This is a genomic window from Neogemmobacter tilapiae (assembly GCF_014652215.1).
In the GTDB taxonomy this organism is placed as follows: Bacteria; Pseudomonadota; Alphaproteobacteria; order Rhodobacterales; family Rhodobacteraceae; genus Neogemmobacter; species Neogemmobacter tilapiae.
Window position 1 is genome coordinate 110,721 of the sequence record NZ_BMYJ01000008.1, and the last position, 19,689, is coordinate 130,409.

General features: G+C 63.5%; 23 protein-coding genes. 19 read left to right on the forward strand and 4 right to left on the reverse strand.

The features are described 5' to 3' along the window. Window positions 1-39: 39 nt before the first annotated feature. Window positions 40-678, forward strand: a complete 639-nt coding sequence (locus IE095_RS13355) for a YceI family protein (protein WP_189412172.1) — start codon at window positions 40-42, stop codon at window positions 676-678. 193 nt (window positions 679-871) lie between these two features. Here the strand turns inward: IE095_RS13355 and IE095_RS13360 are convergent, their stop codons facing one another. Next, window positions 872-1,459, reverse strand: a complete 588-nt coding sequence (locus IE095_RS13360; protein ID WP_229804782.1) for an arylesterase — start codon at window positions 1,457-1,459, stop codon at window positions 872-874. An 85-nt stretch (window positions 1,460-1,544) separates the two neighbouring features. Here IE095_RS13360 and IE095_RS13365 point away from each other — a divergent pair, with 85 nt between their 5' ends. Continuing rightward, on the forward strand, window positions 1,545-2,237 hold the full coding sequence (locus IE095_RS13365) for an ABC transporter ATP-binding protein (RefSeq protein WP_189412174.1): 693 nt from the start codon (window positions 1,545-1,547) through the stop codon (window positions 2,235-2,237). Beyond that, entirely contained in the window at window positions 2,234-4,738 is a 2,505-nt protein-coding gene (locus tag IE095_RS13370; protein WP_189412175.1) for an ABC transporter permease, read from the forward strand. Before IE095_RS13365 ends, IE095_RS13370 begins: the two co-directional genes overlap by 4 nt. Before the next feature lie 124 nt (window positions 4,739-4,862). Here the strand turns inward: IE095_RS13370 and IE095_RS13375 are convergent, their stop codons facing one another. Beyond that, window positions 4,863-5,474 carry a DUF1287 domain-containing protein gene (locus IE095_RS13375; protein ID WP_189412176.1) on the reverse strand — a complete coding sequence of 204 codons (612 nt, stop codon included), beginning with the start codon at window positions 5,472-5,474 and terminating at the stop codon, window positions 4,863-4,865. A 112-nt stretch (window positions 5,475-5,586) separates the two neighbouring features. On the opposite strand from IE095_RS13375, the gene mnmH reads away from it, so the two are divergent. Then, a complete protein-coding gene (gene mnmH / locus IE095_RS13380; protein WP_189412177.1) occupies window positions 5,587-6,645 on the forward strand; it encodes a tRNA 2-selenouridine(34) synthase MnmH in 1,059 nt (352 codons plus the stop codon). A 39-nt stretch (window positions 6,646-6,684) separates the two neighbouring features. On the opposite strand, the gene IE095_RS13385 is transcribed toward mnmH, so the two are convergent. After that, window positions 6,685-7,854 carry a Gfo/Idh/MocA family protein gene (locus IE095_RS13385; RefSeq protein ID WP_189412178.1) on the reverse strand — a complete coding sequence of 390 codons (1,170 nt, stop codon included), beginning with the start codon at window positions 7,852-7,854 and terminating at the stop codon, window positions 6,685-6,687. Between the two features lie 78 nt (window positions 7,855-7,932). Further along, the gene (locus IE095_RS13390; protein ID WP_189412179.1) at window positions 7,933-8,985 is read right to left on the reverse strand and encodes a sugar phosphate isomerase/epimerase family protein; all 1,053 of its coding nucleotides are present in this window, start codon (window positions 8,983-8,985) and stop codon (window positions 7,933-7,935) included. 312 nt (window positions 8,986-9,297) lie between these two features. On the opposite strand from IE095_RS13390, the gene hemP reads away from it, so the two are divergent. The 15 genes from hemP to ureC all read left to right on the forward strand — a co-directional run bounded on the left by hemP (window position 9,298) and on the right by ureC (window position 19,653). Continuing rightward, window positions 9,298-9,459 (forward strand): hemin uptake protein HemP, encoded by a 162-nt coding sequence (gene hemP, locus IE095_RS13395; RefSeq protein ID WP_189412258.1) that lies wholly within the window; start codon window positions 9,298-9,300, stop codon window positions 9,457-9,459. Window positions 9,460-9,470: 11 nt separating this feature from the next. Then, on the forward strand, window positions 9,471-10,724 hold the full coding sequence (locus IE095_RS13400) for an imelysin family protein (protein ID WP_189412180.1): 1,254 nt from the start codon (window positions 9,471-9,473) through the stop codon (window positions 10,722-10,724). Window positions 10,725-10,733: 9 nt separating this feature from the next. Next, window positions 10,734-11,009 carry a (2Fe-2S)-binding protein gene (locus tag IE095_RS13405; RefSeq protein ID WP_189412181.1) on the forward strand — a complete coding sequence of 92 codons (276 nt, stop codon included), beginning with the start codon at window positions 10,734-10,736 and terminating at the stop codon, window positions 11,007-11,009. Beyond that, window positions 10,984-11,469 (forward strand): bacterioferritin, encoded by a 486-nt coding sequence (gene bfr / locus IE095_RS13410; RefSeq protein WP_189412182.1) that lies wholly within the window; start codon window positions 10,984-10,986, stop codon window positions 11,467-11,469. Before IE095_RS13405 ends, bfr begins: the two co-directional genes overlap by 26 nt. A 5-nt stretch (window positions 11,470-11,474) precedes the next feature. Next, window positions 11,475-12,962, forward strand: coding sequence for a di-heme oxidoreductase family protein (locus tag IE095_RS13415; protein ID WP_189412183.1), 1,488 nt, complete (start codon window positions 11,475-11,477; stop codon window positions 12,960-12,962). Beyond that, complete coding sequence (locus IE095_RS13420; RefSeq protein ID WP_189412184.1) at window positions 12,962-13,924, forward strand: imelysin family protein; 963 nt, start codon at window positions 12,962-12,964, stop codon at window positions 13,922-13,924. Before IE095_RS13415 ends, IE095_RS13420 begins: the two co-directional genes overlap by 1 nt. A gap of 1 nt (window position 13,925) precedes the next feature. Next, window positions 13,926-14,999 carry a DUF1513 domain-containing protein gene (locus tag IE095_RS13425; protein WP_189412185.1) on the forward strand — a complete coding sequence of 358 codons (1,074 nt, stop codon included), beginning with the start codon at window positions 13,926-13,928 and terminating at the stop codon, window positions 14,997-14,999. 75 nt (window positions 15,000-15,074) lie between these two features. Next, window positions 15,075-15,248 (forward strand): hypothetical protein, encoded by a 174-nt coding sequence (locus IE095_RS13430; protein WP_189412186.1) that lies wholly within the window; start codon window positions 15,075-15,077, stop codon window positions 15,246-15,248. Continuing rightward, window positions 15,241-16,044, forward strand: a complete 804-nt coding sequence (locus tag IE095_RS13435; protein WP_189412187.1) for an urease accessory protein UreD — start codon at window positions 15,241-15,243, stop codon at window positions 16,042-16,044. Before IE095_RS13430 ends, IE095_RS13435 begins: the two co-directional genes overlap by 8 nt. Window positions 16,045-16,051: 7 nt before the next feature. Next, window positions 16,052-16,354, forward strand: a complete 303-nt coding sequence (locus IE095_RS13440; protein ID WP_189412188.1) for an urease subunit gamma — start codon at window positions 16,052-16,054, stop codon at window positions 16,352-16,354. A 30-nt stretch (window positions 16,355-16,384) separates the two neighbouring features. Continuing rightward, complete coding sequence (locus IE095_RS13445) at window positions 16,385-16,957, forward strand: HupE/UreJ family protein (protein ID WP_189412189.1); 573 nt, start codon at window positions 16,385-16,387, stop codon at window positions 16,955-16,957. Continuing rightward, a complete protein-coding gene (locus IE095_RS13450) occupies window positions 16,954-17,259 on the forward strand; it encodes an urease subunit beta (protein ID WP_189412190.1) in 306 nt (101 codons plus the stop codon). The genes IE095_RS13445 and IE095_RS13450 overlap by 4 nt, the downstream gene beginning before the upstream one ends. A gap of 27 nt (window positions 17,260-17,286) precedes the next feature. Next, a complete protein-coding gene (locus IE095_RS13455; protein WP_189412191.1) occupies window positions 17,287-17,604 on the forward strand; it encodes an antifreeze protein in 318 nt (105 codons plus the stop codon). A 14-nt stretch (window positions 17,605-17,618) separates the two neighbouring features. Beyond that, window positions 17,619-17,945, forward strand: a complete 327-nt coding sequence (locus IE095_RS18380) for a DUF6980 family protein (protein ID WP_229804786.1) — start codon at window positions 17,619-17,621, stop codon at window positions 17,943-17,945. 1 nt (window position 17,946) lies between these two features. After that, the gene (ureC, locus tag IE095_RS13460; RefSeq protein ID WP_189412192.1) at window positions 17,947-19,653 is read left to right on the forward strand and encodes an urease subunit alpha; all 1,707 of its coding nucleotides are present in this window, start codon (window positions 17,947-17,949) and stop codon (window positions 19,651-19,653) included. Window positions 19,654-19,689: the final 36 nt, after the last annotated feature.

A 19,689-nucleotide genomic window follows, 5' to 3' on the forward strand; every position in this document is an offset into this window, starting at 1 on the left:
CTTATACTTAGCTTTAATGCTAAGTATAAGGAGTCGACCATGCGCCACCTGCTTCTGACCGCCGCCCTGCTGCTGGCCACACCGCTTGAAGCGCAAGAGGCCGCCGAAAAGCCGACCGACCTGCCCGCGGGCGAATACAAAGCCGACCTTGGCCACACCCGCCTGCTGTTCAAGGTGAACCACCTTGGCTTTTCCAACTACTACGGCCTGTTCAAGCAAATCGACGCGACCCTGCAATTCGACCCTGCGGCCCCCGAAACGATGCAGCTTTCGGTGACGATAGACCCCAAGTCAGTCGAAACGCATTATCCCGACCCGGCGATGGATTTTAACGGCGTCCTTGCGGGACCAGAGCTGCTGGACGCGGACAAGTTCCCCACCATCACCTATCAATCCACCAAGATCACCCTCACCGGCCCGACCAGCGCCGATGTCACGGGCGATCTGACACTGCATGGCGTAACGAAACCCGTGACGCTGCAAGTGACGTTCAACGGCGGCTGGCCCGACCACCCGATGGACCCCGGCGCAAGGATCGGCTTTTCCGCGACGGGTTTCTTGAACCGCTCCGACTTTGGCATCGCCTACGGCATCCCCGCTGAAGGCAGCACGATGGGCGTCAGCAACCGCGTCGATCTGATTATCGAGACGGAAATGAAACGCGCGCCGGGGCCGTGAATCACGCGAAACTTGCCCGGCGACCAGCCGGGCCGCGCACGCCGCCCCCAGGGCGTGCGCGTTTGGAGCGTCAGCCAAAAGCGCCACGTCTTTCGGGGTTGAACCATAAATCAAGGGGAACAGCCGTGGCTGCGCACACCCGCGGCGCGCGCGGCCCTCACCTCTGCCGCCGCCGCCATTGGCGCCATCCGGGTCAAGGGCTAGTTTTCCCCGCCAACTCCACCACCCTCGGCCCCAGCCCCTGCACAATCAGCCCCACCCCTTCCGCATTCGGATGAATCCCATCCGCCTGCAACAAGGCCCCCAATTCCCCCAGATCATCCCCCATCAGCCGAAACAGGCTCGGCTCCAGCAAGGCCCCATATTCCCCCGCCAAGGCCGCATACATCCCATCAAACGACGCCTTATACGCCGCCCCATAGTTCCCCGGCGCTTCCATCCCCACCAGCAGCACCGGCAACCCCCGCTCCCGCGCCTTCTCCAGAATAGCCGCCAGATTCCCCCGCGCCTCGGCCGGATCAATCCCCCGCAGCATGTCATTCCCGCCCAGAATGACCATCAGCGCATCCGCATCCGCCCCCAAAGCCCAGTCCAGCCGCGACAGCCCCCCCGCCGTCGTATCCCCCGATACCCCCGCATTCTGCACCACAACCTCCGCCCCCGCCGCCTCCAGCCAGCCCTGCAACTGCGGCACCAACCCCTCTTCCGGCGGCAGACCATAGCCCGCCGTCAGACTGTCCCCCAGTGCCACAACGGTCACAGGTTCCGCCCAAACCGGCATCGCCAGAAAAATGAACCCGAAAGTGCAGTTGGCAAGTCGCTCGCGAAACCCATATGCAAAGGAACGGAACTTGGGGAAGAATGGCATGGCAGAACCTGTGATCGCGCTGGACGGGGCGCGGCTGACCTTGGCGGGCAATGCCGGTCCGGTGGAAATTCTCAAAGGTCTTAACCTCTCCGTCCCCAAAGGGCAAAGCCTTGGTCTGATTGGCCCCTCCGGTTCGGGCAAATCTTCGTTACTCATGGTCATGGGCGGGCTCGAGGCCGCCACCGGTGGCCGCGTTCTGGCCATGGGCCAGGATCTGACCGCCATGACCGAGGATGATCTCGCCCGCTTTCGCCAGCGCCACATGGGCGTCGTCTTTCAGTCCTTTCACCTGATCCCCACCATGACCGCCTTGGAAAACGTCGCTGTCCCCTTGGAACTCGCCGGCCACCGCGATGCCTTTGACCGCGCCGCCGATGAACTGCGTTCTGTCGGCCTCGGCCACCGTCTTGACCACTATCCCCGCCAGCTTTCCGGCGGTGAACAGCAAAGGGTCGCCTTGGCCCGCGCCGCAGCCCCGCGCCCCGCCATCCTTTTGGCCGACGAACCCACCGGCAACCTTGATGGCGTCAACGGGCAGGCCATCATGGACCTGCTCTTCGGCCTGCGCGACCGCCATGGCGCCACCCTCATCCTTGTCACCCATGCCCCCGAACTCGCCGAACGCTGTGACCGGATCGTAAGGCTCGCCGATGGGCTGATCGTCGGCGACGAATTGCGGGCCGCAGCATGAGCCTCTCTTTGGCCGCCCGTCTGGCCCGGCGGGAATTGCGCGGCGGTCTGGCCGGGTTCCGCGTCTTTCTCGCCTGCCTTGCCCTTGGCGTCGCGGCCATCGCCGCCGTCGGCCTTGTGCGTTCCGGCATTCAGGCGGGCCTTTCTGATCAGGGCGCTGTGCTGCTCGGTGGTGATGCGGAACTCTCCTTCACCTACCGCTTTGCCGATGAACAAGAACGCGCTTTCATCGACAGCACGGCCATCGCCCATTCCGAAATCGTCGATTTCCGTTCCATGGCCGTCGTGGGCGAGGATCGCGCCCTGACCCAAGTCAAGGCGGTGGACAGCGCCTATCCCCTGACCGGCACCGTCGAACTTGACCCAAGCATACCCTTGGCAAAGGCTCTGGCCGACAAGGGCGCGGTCATGGATCGCATCTTGGCCGACCGGCTGGGCCTGCAACCCGGCGATACGTTCCGCTTGGGTGAGGGGGATTTTCGCCTTTCCGCCATTCTGACCCGCGAACCCGACAGCGCCAGCGGCGGCTTTGCCCTTGGCCCGCGCACCCTTGTGCTGACGACCTCGCTCGACGGTTCCGGCCTGATCCAGCCCGGCTCGCTGTTTGACACCTCTTACCGCATGATGTTGCCCCCCGGCACCGATCTGGACGCGCTGAAAGCCCAAGCCGAAAGCCAATTCCGCGACAAGGGCCTGCGCTGGGCCGACAGCCGCCGCGCTGCCCCCGGCGTGGACCGCTTTGTCGAACGCATGGGCGCGTTCCTGATCCTTGTGGGCCTTGCGGGCCTCGCCGTGGGCGGCGTCGGCATCCAATCGGCGGTAAGGGCCTATCTCGAAGGCAAAATCCCCACCATCGCCACCCTGCGCACGCTGGGCGCACCATCAGGCCTGATCTTCCGGCTTTACCTGATCCAGATCGGCGCACTGGCCCTTGTCGGCATTCTGGCCGGGCTGATCCTTGGCGCGCTGGCCATCCTGATCGCCGCCCCCCTGATCGCCGCGGCCTTGCCCTTTCCGGTCGACTTTGGCCTCTATCCCATGCCCCTGATCGAGGCTGCCTTCTACGGCGCCATGACGGCCCTTGTCTTTACCCTTTGGCCCTTGGCCCGCAGCGAAAACATCCGCGCGGCGGCGCTGTATCGCGGGGCAGATCGCGGCCATTGGCCGAATCTCCGCCGCATCGCGCTGATCCTTGGCGCGGTGGCGGTCCTGCTGGCGGGGGCCGTCTGGTTTTCCGACAATTGGAAACTGGCGCTGGGCTCGGCCTTGGGCGTCGTGCTTTCTCTGATCCTTCTGGCCTTGGCCGCGCTGGCTCTGCGCTGGCTTTGCCGCCGTTTGGCCCGTTCCCGCCTGACCCGTGGCCGCACCGCCCTGCGTCTGGCGCTCGCCGCCATCGGCGGCCCAAGGGACGAGGCGATGCCCGTTGTCCTGTCGTTGGGCCTTGGTCTGACGGTTCTGGCGGCCGTGGGGCAGATCGATTCCAACTTGCGCACGGCCATCGCGACCGATCTGCCGACCCGGGCGCCTTCGTTCTTTTTCGTCGATATTCAGCCCGATCAGATCGACGGCTTTCTGGAACGGGTGAAATCTGACCCCGCCGTCACCGATGTTGAAACCGCCCCCATGCTGCGCGGTATCATTACCCTGATCAACGGTCGTCCCGCGCGCGAAGTCGCAGGCCCCCATTGGGTGCTGAACGGTGATCGTGGCATTTCCTATGCCGATGCTTTGCCGGATGGGACGACCATCACCGCTGGGCAGTTCTGGCCACAGGGCTATGAGGGCCCGCCACAACTGTCCTTCGGTGCCGACGAGGCGATGGAACTGGGTCTGACCTTGGGCGACCGCATGACGGTGAACATTCTGGGGCGGGATATCGAGGCGGAAATCACCAGCCTGCGGGCCGTGGATTTTTCCGACGCTGGCATGGGCTTTGTGATGCTGATGAATGCCGGCGCGCTGCGGGGGGCGCCGCATTCCCACATCGCGACCGTCTATATGGGCGAACAGGCCGAGGCGGCTCTGCTGCGCGATCTGTCCAAAGCCTATCCGAACCTGACCGCTATCCGCGTGAAAGAGGCGATCGACCGCGTGACCGAGGCTTTGTCGGCCATTGCGACGGCCACCGCCTGGGCGGCGGCGGCCACGCTGCTGACCGGCTTTGTCGTGTTGATCGGCGCTGCGGCGGCTGGCGAAAAGGCGCGGGTCTATGAGGCGGCGGTTCTGAAAACGCTGGGGGCCACGCGCGGGCGCATTCTGGCCAGCTTTGCCCTGCGTTCGGCCCTGACCGGGGCGGCGGCAGGGATGGTCGCTGTTCTGGCGGCAGCACTGTCGGCCTGGGCCGTGCTGGAACTGGTGATGGAGGTAGATTACCGCTTTGAACCCTGGTCCGCCTTGGGCGTGGTAGGGGCGGGCCTGGTGGTGACCTTGCTGGCCGGCCTCGGCTTCGCCGCCCGTCCCTTGGGCGTAAAACCCGCCCGCATCCTCAGAAACGAAGCGTAGGTCGGGCCTCGGCCCGGCTCAACCCTCCCCCAAAAAAAGAGAATTCAAAATACTGAATATAACAACTAAATCAATACATTGACCGCAATTTCACGCGTGAAATCTTTCACAAATGGGGCCGCCCTCATTCCAGCCCCCCAATCCCTCGCAAATATTCCAAAGCCCCGTCATTCATCCGGTAATGCCCCGTCATCTCCCAAGCAAACAACCCCGCCTCCTCCCGCGCCCCCGCCCCGATATTGTGCAGAATCAGAGGCGTCCCATCCTCGGCCTGCCGGTCCGAAACCACGGCAATATGGGGCAGATTTCCCGGCAACAGATAGCTGACCAGATCGCCCGGCTCAAAATCCGCAGGATCGCTGGAAACCGCCAGCTCCGCCCCGGCCCGCTGGAACAGCTTTTGCAGGTTCGGAACCCGGCGGTGATCAATATTCCGGTCCGTGGTCTTCAGCCCCCAATTCGCCGGATAGGCCGCGAAATCCGCCTTCATATCCCGGTTCACCGCCAGTTGTAGATCAATCCCCAACCCCTGCCGAAACGCCCGGATGATCACATCCGTACAAACCCCCCGATCCAGCGGCACATCCCCCGCCGGAAAATCCAGGCTGACGTAAGCCGGATCATAGATCAGCGTGACCCCCACCTGCCACCGCGCGGCGGCAGGCAGGTCAGCGATGGCCTGCGCGATGGCAGGCATGGGAAGCAGGGCAAGGGTCAGCGCGATGAAATGTTTCATGCCCCCGTCTTAGCCCCCGTCCTTCGTTCTGCCTATCATCTCGCCCAGGCATGAACGGAAACCCGCCGATGCGGGGCTTTCCGGTCCCGGCAAAGCCCGCTAGGCTAACCCCATGCCCGTGACCCTGACCCAGCTTTCCGATCTTGCCACCCTTGGCTTTGACGCGATCATCGACGTCCGCGCCCCCGCCGAATATGCCGAAGATCATCTGCCCGGCGCGATCAGCCTGCCTGTCCTGTCTGATGCCGAGCGGGCCGAGGTGGGGACGATCTACAAACAGGAAAGCCCCTTCAAGGCGCGCAAAGTGGGCGGGGCCCTGGTGGCGGCCAACGCCGCCAAACATCTGCAAGGCCCGCTTGCCGACAAGGAAGGCGGCTGGCGGCCGCTCGTCTATTGCTGGCGCGGCGGGCAAAGGTCGGGCTCTTTCGCCACGATCCTGTCGCAGGTCGGCTGGCGGGTCGACACCATCGCCGGCGGCTACAGAGCTTGGCGCGGCCTGGTCGTTCAGGCTCTCTATCACGCACCTTTCCGCCATCGGTTGATCCTGCTGGATGGCAACACCGGATCGGCCAAAACGGAACTGCTGGCCCGGATGGCGGCCAAGGGCGCGCAGGTGATTGATCTGGAGAGGCTGGCCCGCCACCGCGGCAGCCTCTTTGGCGCGATGCCCGGCGGGCAGCCCAGCCAGAAAGCGTTCGAGGGTGCCTTGGCGCTGGAACTGGCGCGGCTGGACCCGGCGCGACCGGTCTTGGTCGAGGCGGAAAGCGCCAAGATCGGGAGTTGTCGCTTGCCGCCACGCCTTTGGCAGGCGATGCAAGTCGCACCACGCCTTTCGATTGCGGCCGCCGCCTCAGAACGTGCAGCCTATCTTTGCCGATCCTATGCCGACCTGACATCGGACCGCGATCGGCTGGTCCGCATCGTGGCCAGCCTGCGCCCCCTGCATGCGGCCGAACAGATCGACGAATGGATTGGTCTCGCGGAGCGGGGCGATTTCCCAACGCTGGCGGAGGGTTTGATGATAAGACACTACGATCCGCGCTATACTCGCCACAGAGCTCGAGCTGCGGTACCGGTCATCGACCTCACCGCTCAGCGCTTGGATGAGTCGGGACTGGTCGATCTGACGGAACGTCTGATGGAGAGTATGGCACGGCTTGCCGTCCAATAGCGGGGGCCAACAATATGCTGGCCCCCTAAGTTAGCCTATTTACAGCGTGACCCAAGCCGCATTCTTGGCCGAAGAGCGCACGCAGGCATCGACAAACGCGACACCTGCGACGCCATCGGCCATGGTCGGGAAATGCACATCGGCGGGCAGGGGCAGGCCTGCCATGCGCGCCCGGATAGCGCGGGCCGCTTCGGCATAGATGTTGGCGAAGCCCTCCAGATAGCCCTCGGGATGGCCGGGGGGAATGCGGCTGACCCGCGCCGCTGCCGCGCCCGAACCTGCGCCGCCACGGGTGATCAGTTGCTTGGGCTGGCCGAGTTTGGTGAACCACAGCAGGTTCGGGTTCTCCTGATCCCATTCTATGCCGCCCTTGTCGCCATAGACTTGCAAACGCAGCGCGTTTTCATTGCCGGGGGAAACCTGCGAACACCACAGCATACCCCTGGCCCCGCCCTTGTAGCGCAGCAGGACATGGCCGTTGTCGTCAAGCTGCCGGCCCGGAACAAAGCGGTGCAGATCGGCGGCCAAAGCCTCGGTTTCCAGCCCCGTGACGAAAGACGCCAGGTTCTGCGCATGGGTGCCGATGTCGCCGACGGCCCCGCCGCCGCCTGAACGCGCCGGATCGGTCCGCCATTCGGCCTGTTTCGATCCGGTCTGTTCCAGCGGCGTAGAAAGCCAGTCCTGCACATATTGCACATGGAGGACGCGGATTTCGCCCAGTTCGCCGCTGGCGACCATCTCTTGCGCCTGACGGATCATGGGATAGCCGGTGTAATTGTGCGTCAGGATGAACAAAGCGTCCGACTTTTCGGCAGCCTTGGCAAGCGATTTGGCATCGGCCAAGGTGCCGGTCAGGGGCTTGTCGCAGATGACATGGATGCCGCGTTTCAGGAATTCCTTGGCGACCGGCGCATGCAGATGGTTTGGTGTCACGATCGACACCGCGTTGATCCCATCCTTGCGCCGGGCCTCACGCTGGGCCATTTCGGCATAGGATGAATAGACGCGGGCCGGGTTCAGGCCGAGATCCGCGCCCGAGGCCGCCGATTTTTCGGGGGTCGAGGAAAAGCACCCCGCGACCAGTTCATATTCGCCGTCGATCCGCGCTGCGATCCGGTGGACGGCGCCGATAAAGGCATCACGCCCGCCGCCGACCATCCCTAACCGCAGTTTGGCCCCTCTGGCCACATGGGCTGCATCAATTGCCATCTCTCATCTCCTCGCCGCAGGCCTATGCCTGCCTTGTCTTGTGAAAAGACGGGGGCAGGGCCCCCGTCTGGAACGGTGCTAAAGGCCCAGCATCCGCCGGTTCGCTGCTTGATCGGTGCCGCCATCGGCGAAATCGTCGAACGCCTTTTCTGTCACGCGGATGATGTGGTTTTTGACGAATTCCGCGCCTTCGCGTGCGCCATCCTCGGGGTGTTTCAGGCAGCATTCCCATTCGACCACGGCCCAGCCTGCGAAATCATTTGCGGCCATTTTCGAGAAGATCGCGCTGAAATCGACTTGGCCGTCGCCCAAGGACCGGAAGCGTCCCGCGCGGTCCACCCAAGGGGCATAGCCCGAATAGACGCCCTGACGGCCGGTCGGGTTGAATTCGGCATCCTTGACGTGGAACATCTTGATCCGGTCTTTGTAGATGTCGATGTGGTCCAGATAATCCAAGCATTGCAGCACGTAATGCGAGGGATCGTAGAGCATATTCGCCCGTTTGTGCCCTTTGACGCGGTCAAGGAACATTTCAAACGTCGTGCCATCGAACAGGTCTTCGCCGGGGTGGATTTCGTAGCAGATGTCCACGCCGTTTTCTTCGGCCACGTTCAGGATCGGCAGCCAACGCTTGGCCAATTCATCAAAGGCGGTTTCGATCAGACCCGCCGGGCGCTGCGGCCAAGGGTAGAGATAGGGCCAAGCCAAAGCGCCCGAGAAAGACGCCATCGCGTTCAGGCCCAGACGGTTCGACGCTTTCAGCGCCTTTTTCACCTGATCGACCGCCCATTCCTGCCGCGCCTTGGGGTTGCCCCGGACGCCCGGTGCCGCAAAGCCGTCAAAGCCTGCGTCATAGGCCGGATGGACGGCGACCAACTGCCCTTGCAGGTGGGTCGAAAGCTCTGTCACCTCGATCCCGTTCGCCGCGGCCTGACCTTTGAAGTCGTCGCAATAGGTCTGGCTTTCGGCGGCCTTGTCGAGGTCGATCAGCCGACCGTCCCATGACGGCACCTGAACGCCCTTATAGCCGCAATCAGCGGCCCATTTCGTGATGCTGTCCCAGGAATTGAACGGCGCTGCATCGCCCGCGAACTGCGCCAGAAACAGCGCCGGGCCCTTGATCGTTTTCATCTGAACTCCTCCGATGAGTGCTGCAAGCCGCGACCCGTCCTCCCCCGTGGCGGCGGTTGGGCACACACTAAAAACGTTTTCATCGCGGATCAACCGCCCATCGAAGGGAATTGTTTCCGACTAAAAGAATCGGACTTTACAAAACCAAGTGAATCAATCAGAAATGCGGCGAAGCCAAGCCAACCTTTGCAGGTCAGCCCGGAGAAAAGGAACAGCAAGCGAGGATGAAGGGGCATGCCGAACCCCGGTTCCGCAGATGCCCGCACCCCCGCCCAAACCGGGCCTGATGCGGCTGTAGAGGAGACGCTGAAGATGAACGCCTATGTCGAAGCCCAGACCTTGATTCAGGACACGACCCCGATCCATGACGCGATGAACCTGACCTCGGGCGGTTCGCTGGCACGGATCGTGTTGAACGGTCAGGTCTATTCGCTGCGGATCACCCGCGCGGGCAAATTGATTCTGACCAAGTAACGGATAACGAAATGAAACGTCTGACCGCTGCCTTGCTGATCACCACCCTGATGCCCTTGCCGCTGCTGGCGGCAACGCCCGAAGGTGTCGTGGCAAACTATGCCAATATCGCTGAAGCCAAGTTTCAGGACAGCCTGACCACGGCGCAGGCGCTGAAAGTGGCGGTGGATGCGCTGGTGGCCAACCCGTCAGACGAAACGCTGCAAGCGGCGCGCACGGCTTGGCTTGCCGCCCGTGTGCCCTATCAGCAGACCGAAGCCTATCGTTTCGGCAATGCGGCGGTGGACGACTGGGAAGGCAAGGTCAACGCCTGGCCCTTGGACGAAGGCCTGATCGATTATGTCGAAGGCGCGGAAGTGGGGGGTGAAAACCCGCTGGCGACCGCCAATGTCATTGCGAACCCGAAGCTGACGATTGCCGGAGCCGAGGTGGACGCCAGCGCCATCACGCCGGAACTGCTGGGCGGCACGCTGCAAGAGGCGGACGGGATCGAATCGAATGTCGCCACCGGCTATCACGCCATCGAATTCCTGCTGTGGGGGCAGGATCTGAACGGAACGGGCCCCGGTGCGGGGGCCCGTCCGGCCAGCGATTTCGTGCAAGGCGATGCCTGCACGGGCGGCAATTGTGACCGCCGGGTGGCCTATCTGGTGGCTGCGACCGACCTTTTGATTACCGATCTGGAAGAAATGGTTGCCGCTTGGGGTGCCGATGGGGTGGCCCGTGCCGCCGTGACCACCGATCCGAAGGCAGGCTTGACGGCGATGCTGACGGGGATGGGCAGCCTTTCCTATGGCGAACTGGCCGGCGAGCGGATCAAGCTGGGCCTGATGCTGAATGACCCGGAAGAGGAACACGACTGCTTCTCGGACAACACGCACAACAGCCACTACTATGACGGTGTGGGCATTCAGGGCGTCTATCTGGGCAGCTATACCCGCATTGATGGCTCGGTTGTGTCGGGCGAGTCTTTGGCGGAACTGGTGGCCGCAAAGGATGCGGCGCTGGACACGCAGTTGAAGGCGGAACTCGACGCTTCGGTCGCGGCCTTGGGGGCGATCAAGACGGCGGCGGAAGAAGGCTTTGCCTATGACCAGATGCTGGCGACCGGCGATGCCAAAGGCGAAGCCTTGATCATGGGTGCGGTTGACGCGCTTGTGACGCAGACGAAATCCATCGAACGGGCGGTTGTGGCTTTGGAACTGGACGCGATTGCCGTCGAAGGTTCCGACAGCCTTGATAACCCGAACGCTGTTTTCCAATAGGAACATCCGGTGATCGTCTGTTCCTGCCAGAACATCAGCGATACGGACATCCGGCGCGCCGTCCAATGGATGCGCGCGTCGGACCCCTTGACGCTGGTGACAGCGGGCAAGATTTACCATGCCTTGGGTAAACGCGCGGATTGCGGCGGCTGTATGCCGCTTTTCGTCGATCAGATGCGAAAATCCGAAGGCTTCCAAGTGCCTGCAACTTTGCGTAATCTTCGCGTGACAGCAAACGCCATCAGCGAGGAGATTGCAGATGAAGGGCGACGCCAAGGTTATTGAGTATCTGAACGCGGCCTTGCGGTCGGAACTGACGGCGGTCAGCCAATATTGGCTGCATTATCGTCTGCAAGACGACTGGGGCTATGGCAAGATTGCCGCGAAAAGCCGGGCGGAAAGCATTGAAGAGATGAACCATGCGGATCGTCTGATCACGCGGATCATTTTCCTTGAGGGGCATCCGAACCTGCAAAAGCTGGACCCGCTGCGCATCGGGCAGAACCTCCGGGAAACGATGGAATGTGACCTTGCGGGGGAGCATGACGCGCGAAACCTTTATATGGAAGCGCGGGATTACTGCGAAAAGGTGGGCGACCATGTGTCGAAAGCCCTGTTCGAGGCGCTGATTGCCGATGAAGAGGGGCATATCGACTTTCTGGAAACCCAGATCGGTCTGCATGACCGGCTGGGGGCCGAAAACTATGGCCTGCTGAACGCCAATTCGGCGGATCAGGCGGAGTAACCCTGATGCGGCCCTTGTTTTTATGCGCAGGGGCCGCGTTCGTTTGGGCCAGTGTTGCAGGGGGGCAGATTGGCCCTTTGGACCCCCATCTGAACTGGCAGGCCTGGGATCAGGGGCAGGCCGAACGGGCGGAGAACGCCCTTGTGCCGCCTGAGGCGTTTGATCTTCCGCAACCGTTTGAAGGCCTGTCCGGGGGGGCGGGGAGCATTCGGGCGGATGAGAGCCGGGATGTGTTTTCCGAACCTTCGGCGAATATGGGTTTTGACCGGTTGATGGATTTCCAACTGGGCAACGCCTTGTTTCGCAAGCTTTGGGTGGCGTCGCCCGCCTCGACCAAGGCGTCGGATGGGTTGGGGCCGCTTTACAATTCGCGATCTTGTCAGGATTGCCACATCCGCGACGGGCGGGGGATGATGCCGGAAGCGGGGCAGGTGCCGATGGCGCTGCTGGTGCGGCTGGGGATGGTGGGGGATGGGGTTTTGCCGGGTGCGCCGGTGCCGCCGCATCCGGTGCTGGGCTATCAGGTGCAGACCTTTGCCGCGCCGGGTTTGCAAGCCGAGGCGGTGGTGGGGCTGGAATGGGCCGAGGAAAGCGTTCGTTTGGGGGATGGGACCACGGTTTCGCTGCGGCGCCCGCTGGTTTCGGTGACGGGGGCGGAGGGGGCGGCTTTGTCGGCGCGATTGGCGCCGCAGATGATCGGGCTGGGGCTGCTGGAAGCTATTCCGATGTTGGTTCTGGCGGAACGGGTGGACCCGGACGATGCCGATGGCAACGGGATTTCGGGGCGGTTGAACATGGTCTGGTCGGCGGCGCATCAACAGATGCTGCCGGGGCGTTTTGGATGGAAGGCGGGGCGGGCGACTCTGGCGGATCAGACGGCCTCGGCGCTGTTCGGCGACATGGGGCTGTCGAACCCTTTGGTGCCGCTGCCGCAGGGGGATTGCACCGCCGCGCAAAAGGATTGTCTGGCGCTGCCGAACGGGCAAGAGGCGGGCGTGCGTGATGGGTTGGAGGTGGATCAGACCTCATTCGATCTGATCAACTTTTATTCGCGCAATCTGGCGGTGCCCCGGCGGCGGGGCGAGGGGGATGCGCAGGTTTTGCAGGGCAAGGCCTTGTTCAACGCGATTGGTTGCGTGGATTGCCACCGGCCTGCCTATGTGACCCATGCTTTGCCGGATCAGCCGGAGCAATCGTTCCAGCTGATCTGGCCCTATTCCGACCTTTTGCTGCATGACATGGGGCCGGGGCTGGCGGATGATCTGCCGGAAGGGCTGGCCATGGGTTCGGAATGGCGGACCGCGCCTTTGTGGGGGCTGGGGCTGACGGCGCAGGTTTCAGGGCAGTTTACGCTGCTGCATGATGGTCGGGCGCGGTCGATCTTGGAAGCTGTGCTTTGGCATGGCGGCGAGGCGCAAGGGCCGCGTGATGCCGTGGTGTCGATGCCTGCGGAAGACCGCGCGGCTTTGTTGAAATTTCTGGAGTCGCTGTGATGCGTCTGATGCTTGGCTTTTGTTTTGCGCTGGCGACCCCGGCGGCCGCCGATGTGGCGGATGCGCTGAATACGGTGATCCTGCCGGGCTATGCGGGTTTTGCCACGGCGACGGCGGCTTTGGATCAGGCGGCGCAGGCGGATTGTGCGCCGGAAGGGTTGCAGGACGAATGGAACGCGGCCTTTGACGCCTGGATGCGGGTGGGTTTTCTGCGGCTGGGGCCGGGAGAGGGCGAGGGGCGCAATCTGGCGATTGCTTTCTGGCCCGACCCGAAAGGGCTGGGGGCCAAGGCGCAGGCGGGGATGCTGAAATCGGGGGAGATTCCGGCGGAATTTGGCGAAGTCTCGGTCGCGGCGCGGGGGCTGTTCGGATTGGAACGGTTGCTTTACCCGCAGGATGCGATTTTCAAGGCTGAGGCCGCCTGCCGGCTGATCCGCGCGACAACCGCCGATCTGGCGCGGATGGCGGCGGAACTGTCCGCCGAATGGCCCCCCTATGCGGCGCGGATGCAAGCGCCGGGTGCAGTTGGGGAGACGGAGTTCTTGACCGAGGCCGAGGTGAAACGCGCCCTGTTGACGGCGTTGGTGACGGGGGTGGAATTCCAAAAGGACAGCCGATTGGGCCGCCCCTTGGGGGATTTTGATCGGCCCCGACCGGAGCGGGCGGAGGCGCGGGCCTCTGGCCGTTCCGCGCGCAATGTGGATCTGTCGCTGCGCGCCTTGCGCGACCTGACGGCGGCGCTGGCCCCCGAGGCGGCGGTGACACTGGCAGCTTTGGACAAGGCGATTGCGACGGCGGAGGGGCTGGATGATCCGGTCTTTGCGGGGGTGGCCGAGCCGGGCAGTCGGTTGAAGGTGGAAATTCTGCAACAGCAGGTGACGGCGGCGAAGGATGCGATGATGGCCGAACTGGTGCCCGCCTTGGGCGTCGGCACCGGGTTCAACGCGGCGGATGGGGACTGACATGGCCACGCGGCGCGGCTTTCTGGCGGGGCTTTTGGTCAGCGGCGCTTTGCCACGGCTGGCTTGGGCCGATGTCGGGGGCCCGGCCTTTCTGGCGGCGGCCAAGGACGCGGCGGGGGAATACGCCCTGCACGCGCTTTCGGCGCGGGGCGAAAGCCTGTTCCACCTGCCGCTGCCGGGCCGGGGCCATGCCGCCTGCGCCCATCCGGTGCGGGCGGAAGCGGTGGCTTTTGCCCGCCGTCCGGGGACATTCGCGCTTGTGCTGGATGCCGGAACAGGGCGCGAATTGGCGCGGCTGACCCCGCCCGAGGGGCGGCAGTTCAACGGGCATGGCGCCTATTCGGCGGATGGTTCGGTGCTTTATACATCCGAAGTGGTGGCCCAAGGTTCGGCGGGGCGGGTGGGGCTGTGGGACAGTGAAAGCTGGCAGCGGATCGGCGAATGGCACAGCGGTGGCATTGGCCCGCATGAGCTGCGCCTGAGGCCCGAGGGCGGGCTGGTGGTGGCGAATGGCGGGATCGAGACGGACCCCGAGGATCGAGCCAAGCTGAACCTTGAAGCGATGCAGCCGAATTTGACTTGGCTGGATGGGATAGGCGGGATTGTCGCGCAGGCGGCGCTGGAGCCGGGGTTGAACAAGAATTCGATCCGCCATCTGGCCTTGGGGCCAGAGGGGCAGGTGGCCTTTGCCATGCAATGGGAAGGCGACCCTGCCGAGGTGGTGCCTTTGCTGGGGCTTTGCGCGGCGGGTGAGAGCCCCGCACTTTGCCCGCCCTTGGAGGCGGAAGCCCTGCTGATGCAGGGCTATGCCGGGTCGATTGCCTGGAATCGGAGTGTCGGGCGGATTGTCCTGACCTCGCCGCGTGGTGGGGTGGCGATGGTTTTTGATGGGGCGGGGCGGCCCGTGGCGAGTCATCGGCGAGCGGATATTTGCGGGGCGGCGGCGTTGGGGGATGGGTTTGTGCTGACGGATGGGGGCGGGGCGATCTGGGCCTTGGACGACAGGGGACTAAGCCTGTTGGCCCAACATGCGCTGTCTTGGGACAACCATCTGGTGGCTTTGCAAACAGCGTGATTTGGCGGTGTGCCTGCGGCACAAGCCTATGCATTCGGGGGGGCTTTGCCCCCCATCCTTCGGATTCCCCCCAGGATGTATGTGAAGAAAAGATGGGATTTGCTGTTTGCGGCTATTTTGGGCGTTCTTGGTATTTCAGGTGAAGATTTAGGCGATGCGTGGCCGGGGCATTTTGTTCCTTGGGCCTTTGGTTGCGGGGCAGGGCTGGGGCATGGTCTGACCGGAGGCAAGGGGAGAGCCGATGTTTGATGCCGCACCAATCAGGATGGAACGCAGCCGGGGGCGGGCCTTTGTCGGCTTTGCGGGTGGGCGTTTGGCGGATTTGCGGCAAGAGGGTTCGGCCAAGGCGATGCTGCCGCGTGTTTTTGATGGCGTGCCAGAGGTGGTGTTTCTGAACACATCGGGCGGGCTGACCTCGGGCGACCGTTTGGAACTGGCTTTGGATGCAGGGGCAGGCGCGCGGATCGTGGCGACGACGCAGACGGCCGAGCGGGCCTATGCGGCGGTTTCGGGTTCGGCTGAGGTTTCGGTGCGTTTGCAGGTTGGCGCGGGCGGGCATCTGGACTGGTTGCCGCAAGAGACGATTTTGTTTGATCGGGCGGATCTGGCGCGTCGGACGCGGGTTGGTCTGGTGGGGGATGCGTCCCTTGTGATGGCGGAAACGCTGGTGCTGGGGCGGGCCGCGATGGGGGAGAGCTTGGCGAGACTGGCGCTGTCGGACCGGCGTGAGGTTTATCGGGATGGGCGGGCGGTGTTGGTGGAACCCTTTGCTTTGAGCGATGCGGTTTTGGCACCGCGGGATGCGCTGTTGGGTGGCGCGCGGGCTTTGGGGTTTCTGGCCAAGGTCGGGGCCGGGGCCGAGGCGCTGGTGGAACCTTTGCGCCGGGTTTTGGCGGAATGCGATGTGCCCGGCGCGGTGAGTGGTTGGGATGGGAAATGCGTGGTCCGGTTGCTGGCGGCGGACGGCTGGCCTTTGCGGCGGGCGATGGGGCGTTTGATCGGGATGATGACGGGGCGGCCCTTGCCGCGCGTCTGGCAGGGATGAGGGCGGAATGAACCTGACACCACGGGAAAAGGAAAAGCTGCTGATCAGTCTGGCAGCGATGGTGGCGCGGGGGCGTCTGGCGCGGGGGGTGAAGCTGAACCATCCCGAGGCCGTCGCCTTGATCACCGATTTCGTGGTGGAGGGGGCGCGGGACGGGCGTTCGGTCGCCGATCTGATGCAGGCGGGGGGGCATGTGATCAAGGCGGATCAATGCATGGAAGGCATCCCCGAGATGATCCATTCGGTGCAGGTGGAGGCGACGTTTCCGGATGGAACGAAGCTGGTCACGGTGCATCACCCGATCCGCTGAGGGCAGGAAATTGAACAAGATGAGGGCGCTATGAAGAAACTGATCCTTTTGGCGATGCTGTTGCCGACCACCGCCTTGGCGCATGGGGGCCATGTCGAAGGCTCGGCCTTTATGGCCGGGTTGGGGCATCCGGTGGGCGGTCTGGACCATGTTCTGGCGATGGTCGCCGTGGGCCTTTGGGCGGCCGTGACGGGCGGGCGGGCGATCTGGGCCATGCCGGTCGCCTTTGTGCTGGCGATGCTGGCGGGGGGCGCTTTGGGTATGGCGGGGCTGCCGATGCCGGGGGTGGAGCCGATGATCGTGGCCTCCATCGTGTTGCTGGGGGTGGCGGCGGCTTTGGCGTTTGAACCGCCATTGGTCTTGGCCTTGGCGGGGATTGCGGTCTTTGGCGTGGCCCATGGCCATGCGCATGGGGCCGAGGGGCCGGGCGCGGGGATGGGGCTTTATGCCTTGGGCTTTGCGCTTTCGACGGCGGGGCTGCATCTGGCCGGGCTGGCGGCGGGGTTTGGCCTGGTGAAGATCGAACAGCGGATGCTGGCCCGGGCCGCAGGCGGGGCGGTGGGCTTGGGCGGGATGGCGCTGGCCATGGGGGTGATCGGATGATTCCGGGCGAGGTTTTCCCTGCCGAGGGGGCGATTGAGATCAATGTGGGGGCTGTTGTCGTGACTTTGCCGGTGGCCAACACGGGCGACAGGCCCATTCAGGTGGGCAGCCATTACCATTTCGCCGAAACCAATGCGGGGCTGGCCTTTGACCGCGATGCGGCGCGGGGGATGCGGCTAGACATTGCGGCGGGAACCGCGGTGCGGTTTGAACCGGGCCAAACGCGGGAGGTGCGGTTGGTGCCCTTCGGGGGCCTGCGGCGGGTTTACGGCTTCAATCAAGCTGTCATGGGCGCGCTGTAAGCTGCGCCCTTGATGAAGGAGAATGCCATGCGTGCCTATGATCCGACCGAAGCCATGCGTCTGTGGATGCAGATGGGCCTGATGACGATGGAGGCGCAGGCGACTGTGGCCATGCGGCTTTGGGGGATGGCGGGGATGTGGAAAACGGCACCCGACGAAATGCAGCGCATGGTGCAGGAAAAGTCGGATGCCATGCAGCAATCGGCCAAAGCGGCCACGAATGCCGCCTTGCAGGGCAAATCGGGGGTTGGGATCGCGAGTGCCGCGCTGAAACCCCTGCGCCAAAAGACCCAAGCGAATGCCAAGCGCCTGACGGCGCGCGGCCCGAAACTTCCCAAGCTGTAAGCGACAGAAAATTGATGTCTGCAAACTTCACCAAATCTCACTGCTGCGAAATGTTGCGAAGCAATGTCGAGGCAGCCTGCGCGCAACATCCAGAACGTTGGGACTGCCCTGATGCTCTGGTCGAATATGATCCCGTGACAGACTCGTATGGTCTGATGATCCACGATGGTGGGCGTTCCGCCATCACCATTCGGTTTTGCCCGTGGTGCGGCAAGGCATTGCGGGACCTTAGGGATGAATATTTCAGCCTTCTGGAAAAGACGGGATTGGGTGAAATTCCCCTAGATGAGCGCCCGCTTAAGTTTCGATCCGCGCAGTGGTGGCAAGAGAGGAACCTTTGAAATGCCCGCAATGATCCAACGCCCCGCCTATGCCGCGATGTATGGCCCCACGACCGGGGATCGCCTGCGTTTGGGTGACACCGAGCTGATCATTGAGGTGGAGCGCGACCTGACGACCTATGGTGAAGAGGTCAAGTTTGGGGGTGGCAAGGTCATCCGCGACGGGATGGGGCAATCCCAGGTCACCCGTGCGGCGGGGGCGATGGATACGGTCATCACCAATGCGCTGATTCTGGACTGGACGGGGATTTACAAGGCCGATGTCGGCCTGCGCGACGGGCGGATTGCGGGAATCGGCAAGGCTGGAAACCCGGATACGCAGGACGGGGTCACGCTGATCATCGGGCCGGGGACCGACATCATCGCGGGCGAGGGGCGGATTTTGACGGCGGGAGGGATGGATGCGCATATCCATTTCATAGCACCGCAGCAGTTTGAGGATGCTTTGCATTCGGGGGTGACAACGCTGATCGGCGGGGGCACGGGCCCTTCGCATGGCACGCTGGCCACAACCTGCACGCCGGGGCCCTGGCATATTTCGCGGATGCTGCAAAGTTTTGATGCCTTTCCCATCAACATCGGGCTTTCGGGCAAGGGCAACGCGTCGCTGCCCGAGGGGCTGGAAGAGATGGTGCGGGCGGGGGCCTGTGCTTTGAAGCTGCACGAGGATTGGGGCACGACCCCGGCGGCGATTGACTGCTGCTTGGGCGTGGCCGACGCCATGGATGTGCAGGTGATGATCCACACCGATACGCTGAACGAAAGCGGCTTTGTGGAAAACACCCTTGCGGCGATCAAGGGGCGGACGATCCATGCCTTCCACACCGAAGGGGCGGGGGGTGGCCATGCCCCCGATATCCTGAAAGTCGTGGGTTATGACAACATCATCCCCTCCTCGACCAACCCGACGATGCCTTACACGGTGAACACGGTTGAGGAACATCTGGATATGCTGATGGTCTGTCACCATCTGGACCGGTCGATCCCCGAAGATGTGGCCTTTGCCGAAAGCCGGATTCGGAAAGAGACGATTGCCGCCGAGGATGTGCTGCATGACATGGGGGCGCTGTCGATCCTGTCTTCGGACAGTCAGGCGATGGGGCGGATCGGCGAGGTGGTGACGCGCTGCTGGCAGACAGCCAGCAAGATGCGCAGCCAGCGGGGGCGCTTGCCCGAGGAAACGGGCGAGAATGATAACCTCCGCGCCCGTCGCTATGTGGCGAAATACACGATCAACCCGGCGATTGCGCATGGGATTTCGCAGCATATCGGCAGTGTTGAGGTTGGTAAGCGGGCCGATTTGGTCCTGTGGAACCCGGCCTTCTTTGGGGCAAAACCGGAAATGGTGCTGGTGGGGGGTATGATCGCGGTGGCGCAGATGGGTGATCCGAACGGGTCGATCCCGGTGCAGCCGATGTATTCGCGCCCCATGTTCGGGGCCTTTGGCGGCGCGCGTCTGGCGACGGGGGCAACCTTTGTTTCCCAAGCCGCCGAGGCGGATGGGGTCAAAGGGGCCTTGGGTCTGGGCAAGCAAGTGCTGGCGGTCAAGGGCACGCGGGGCATCGGCAAGGCCGATATGAAGCTGAACGCGGCCAAGCCGAAGATCGAGGTGAACCCGGAAACCTATGAGGTGCGGGCGGATGGGCATATCATCACCTGCGAACCGGCGAAGGTTCTGCCCTTGGCCCAGCGGTATTTTCTGTTTTAGTCCCATCGCGGATGGCGGCACTGGGAAGTGTAAAGG

Coding starts and splice junctions, on each gene's coding strand:
- IE095_RS18380 (WP_229804786.1), top strand. CDS start 17,619: ATGTCTGCAAACTTCACCAAATCTCACTGCTGCGAAATGTTGCGAAGC.
- mnmH (WP_189412177.1), top strand. CDS start 5,587: ATGCCCGTGACCCTGACCCAGCTTTCCGATCTTGCCACCCTTGGCTTT.
- IE095_RS13390 (WP_189412179.1), bottom strand. CDS start 8,985: ATGAAAACGATCAAGGGCCCGGCGCTGTTTCTGGCGCAGTTCGCGGGC.
- IE095_RS13450 (WP_189412190.1), top strand. CDS start 16,954: ATGATTCCGGGCGAGGTTTTCCCTGCCGAGGGGGCGATTGAGATCAAT.
- IE095_RS13435 (WP_189412187.1), top strand. CDS start 15,241: ATGTTTGATGCCGCACCAATCAGGATGGAACGCAGCCGGGGGCGGGCC.
- IE095_RS13355 (WP_189412172.1), top strand. CDS start 40: ATGCGCCACCTGCTTCTGACCGCCGCCCTGCTGCTGGCCACACCGCTT.
- IE095_RS13455 (WP_189412191.1), top strand. CDS start 17,287: ATGCGTGCCTATGATCCGACCGAAGCCATGCGTCTGTGGATGCAGATG.
- IE095_RS13420 (WP_189412184.1), top strand. CDS start 12,962: ATGCGTCTGATGCTTGGCTTTTGTTTTGCGCTGGCGACCCCGGCGGCC.
- ureC (WP_189412192.1), top strand. CDS start 17,947: ATGCCCGCAATGATCCAACGCCCCGCCTATGCCGCGATGTATGGCCCC.
- IE095_RS13430 (WP_189412186.1), top strand. CDS start 15,075: ATGTATGTGAAGAAAAGATGGGATTTGCTGTTTGCGGCTATTTTGGGC.
- bfr (WP_189412182.1), top strand. CDS start 10,984: ATGAAGGGCGACGCCAAGGTTATTGAGTATCTGAACGCGGCCTTGCGG.
- IE095_RS13425 (WP_189412185.1), top strand. CDS start 13,926: ATGGCCACGCGGCGCGGCTTTCTGGCGGGGCTTTTGGTCAGCGGCGCT.
- IE095_RS13445 (WP_189412189.1), top strand. CDS start 16,385: ATGAAGAAACTGATCCTTTTGGCGATGCTGTTGCCGACCACCGCCTTG.
- hemP (WP_189412258.1), top strand. CDS start 9,298: ATGAACGCCTATGTCGAAGCCCAGACCTTGATTCAGGACACGACCCCG.
- IE095_RS13360 (WP_229804782.1), bottom strand. CDS start 1,459: ATGCCGGTTTGGGCGGAACCTGTGACCGTTGTGGCACTGGGGGACAGT.
- IE095_RS13385 (WP_189412178.1), bottom strand. CDS start 7,854: ATGGCAATTGATGCAGCCCATGTGGCCAGAGGGGCCAAACTGCGGTTA.
- IE095_RS13440 (WP_189412188.1), top strand. CDS start 16,052: ATGAACCTGACACCACGGGAAAAGGAAAAGCTGCTGATCAGTCTGGCA.
- IE095_RS13370 (WP_189412175.1), top strand. CDS start 2,234: ATGAGCCTCTCTTTGGCCGCCCGTCTGGCCCGGCGGGAATTGCGCGGC.
- IE095_RS13415 (WP_189412183.1), top strand. CDS start 11,475: ATGCGGCCCTTGTTTTTATGCGCAGGGGCCGCGTTCGTTTGGGCCAGT.
- IE095_RS13365 (WP_189412174.1), top strand. CDS start 1,545: ATGGCAGAACCTGTGATCGCGCTGGACGGGGCGCGGCTGACCTTGGCG.
- IE095_RS13400 (WP_189412180.1), top strand. CDS start 9,471: ATGAAACGTCTGACCGCTGCCTTGCTGATCACCACCCTGATGCCCTTG.
- IE095_RS13375 (WP_189412176.1), bottom strand. CDS start 5,474: ATGAAACATTTCATCGCGCTGACCCTTGCCCTGCTTCCCATGCCTGCC.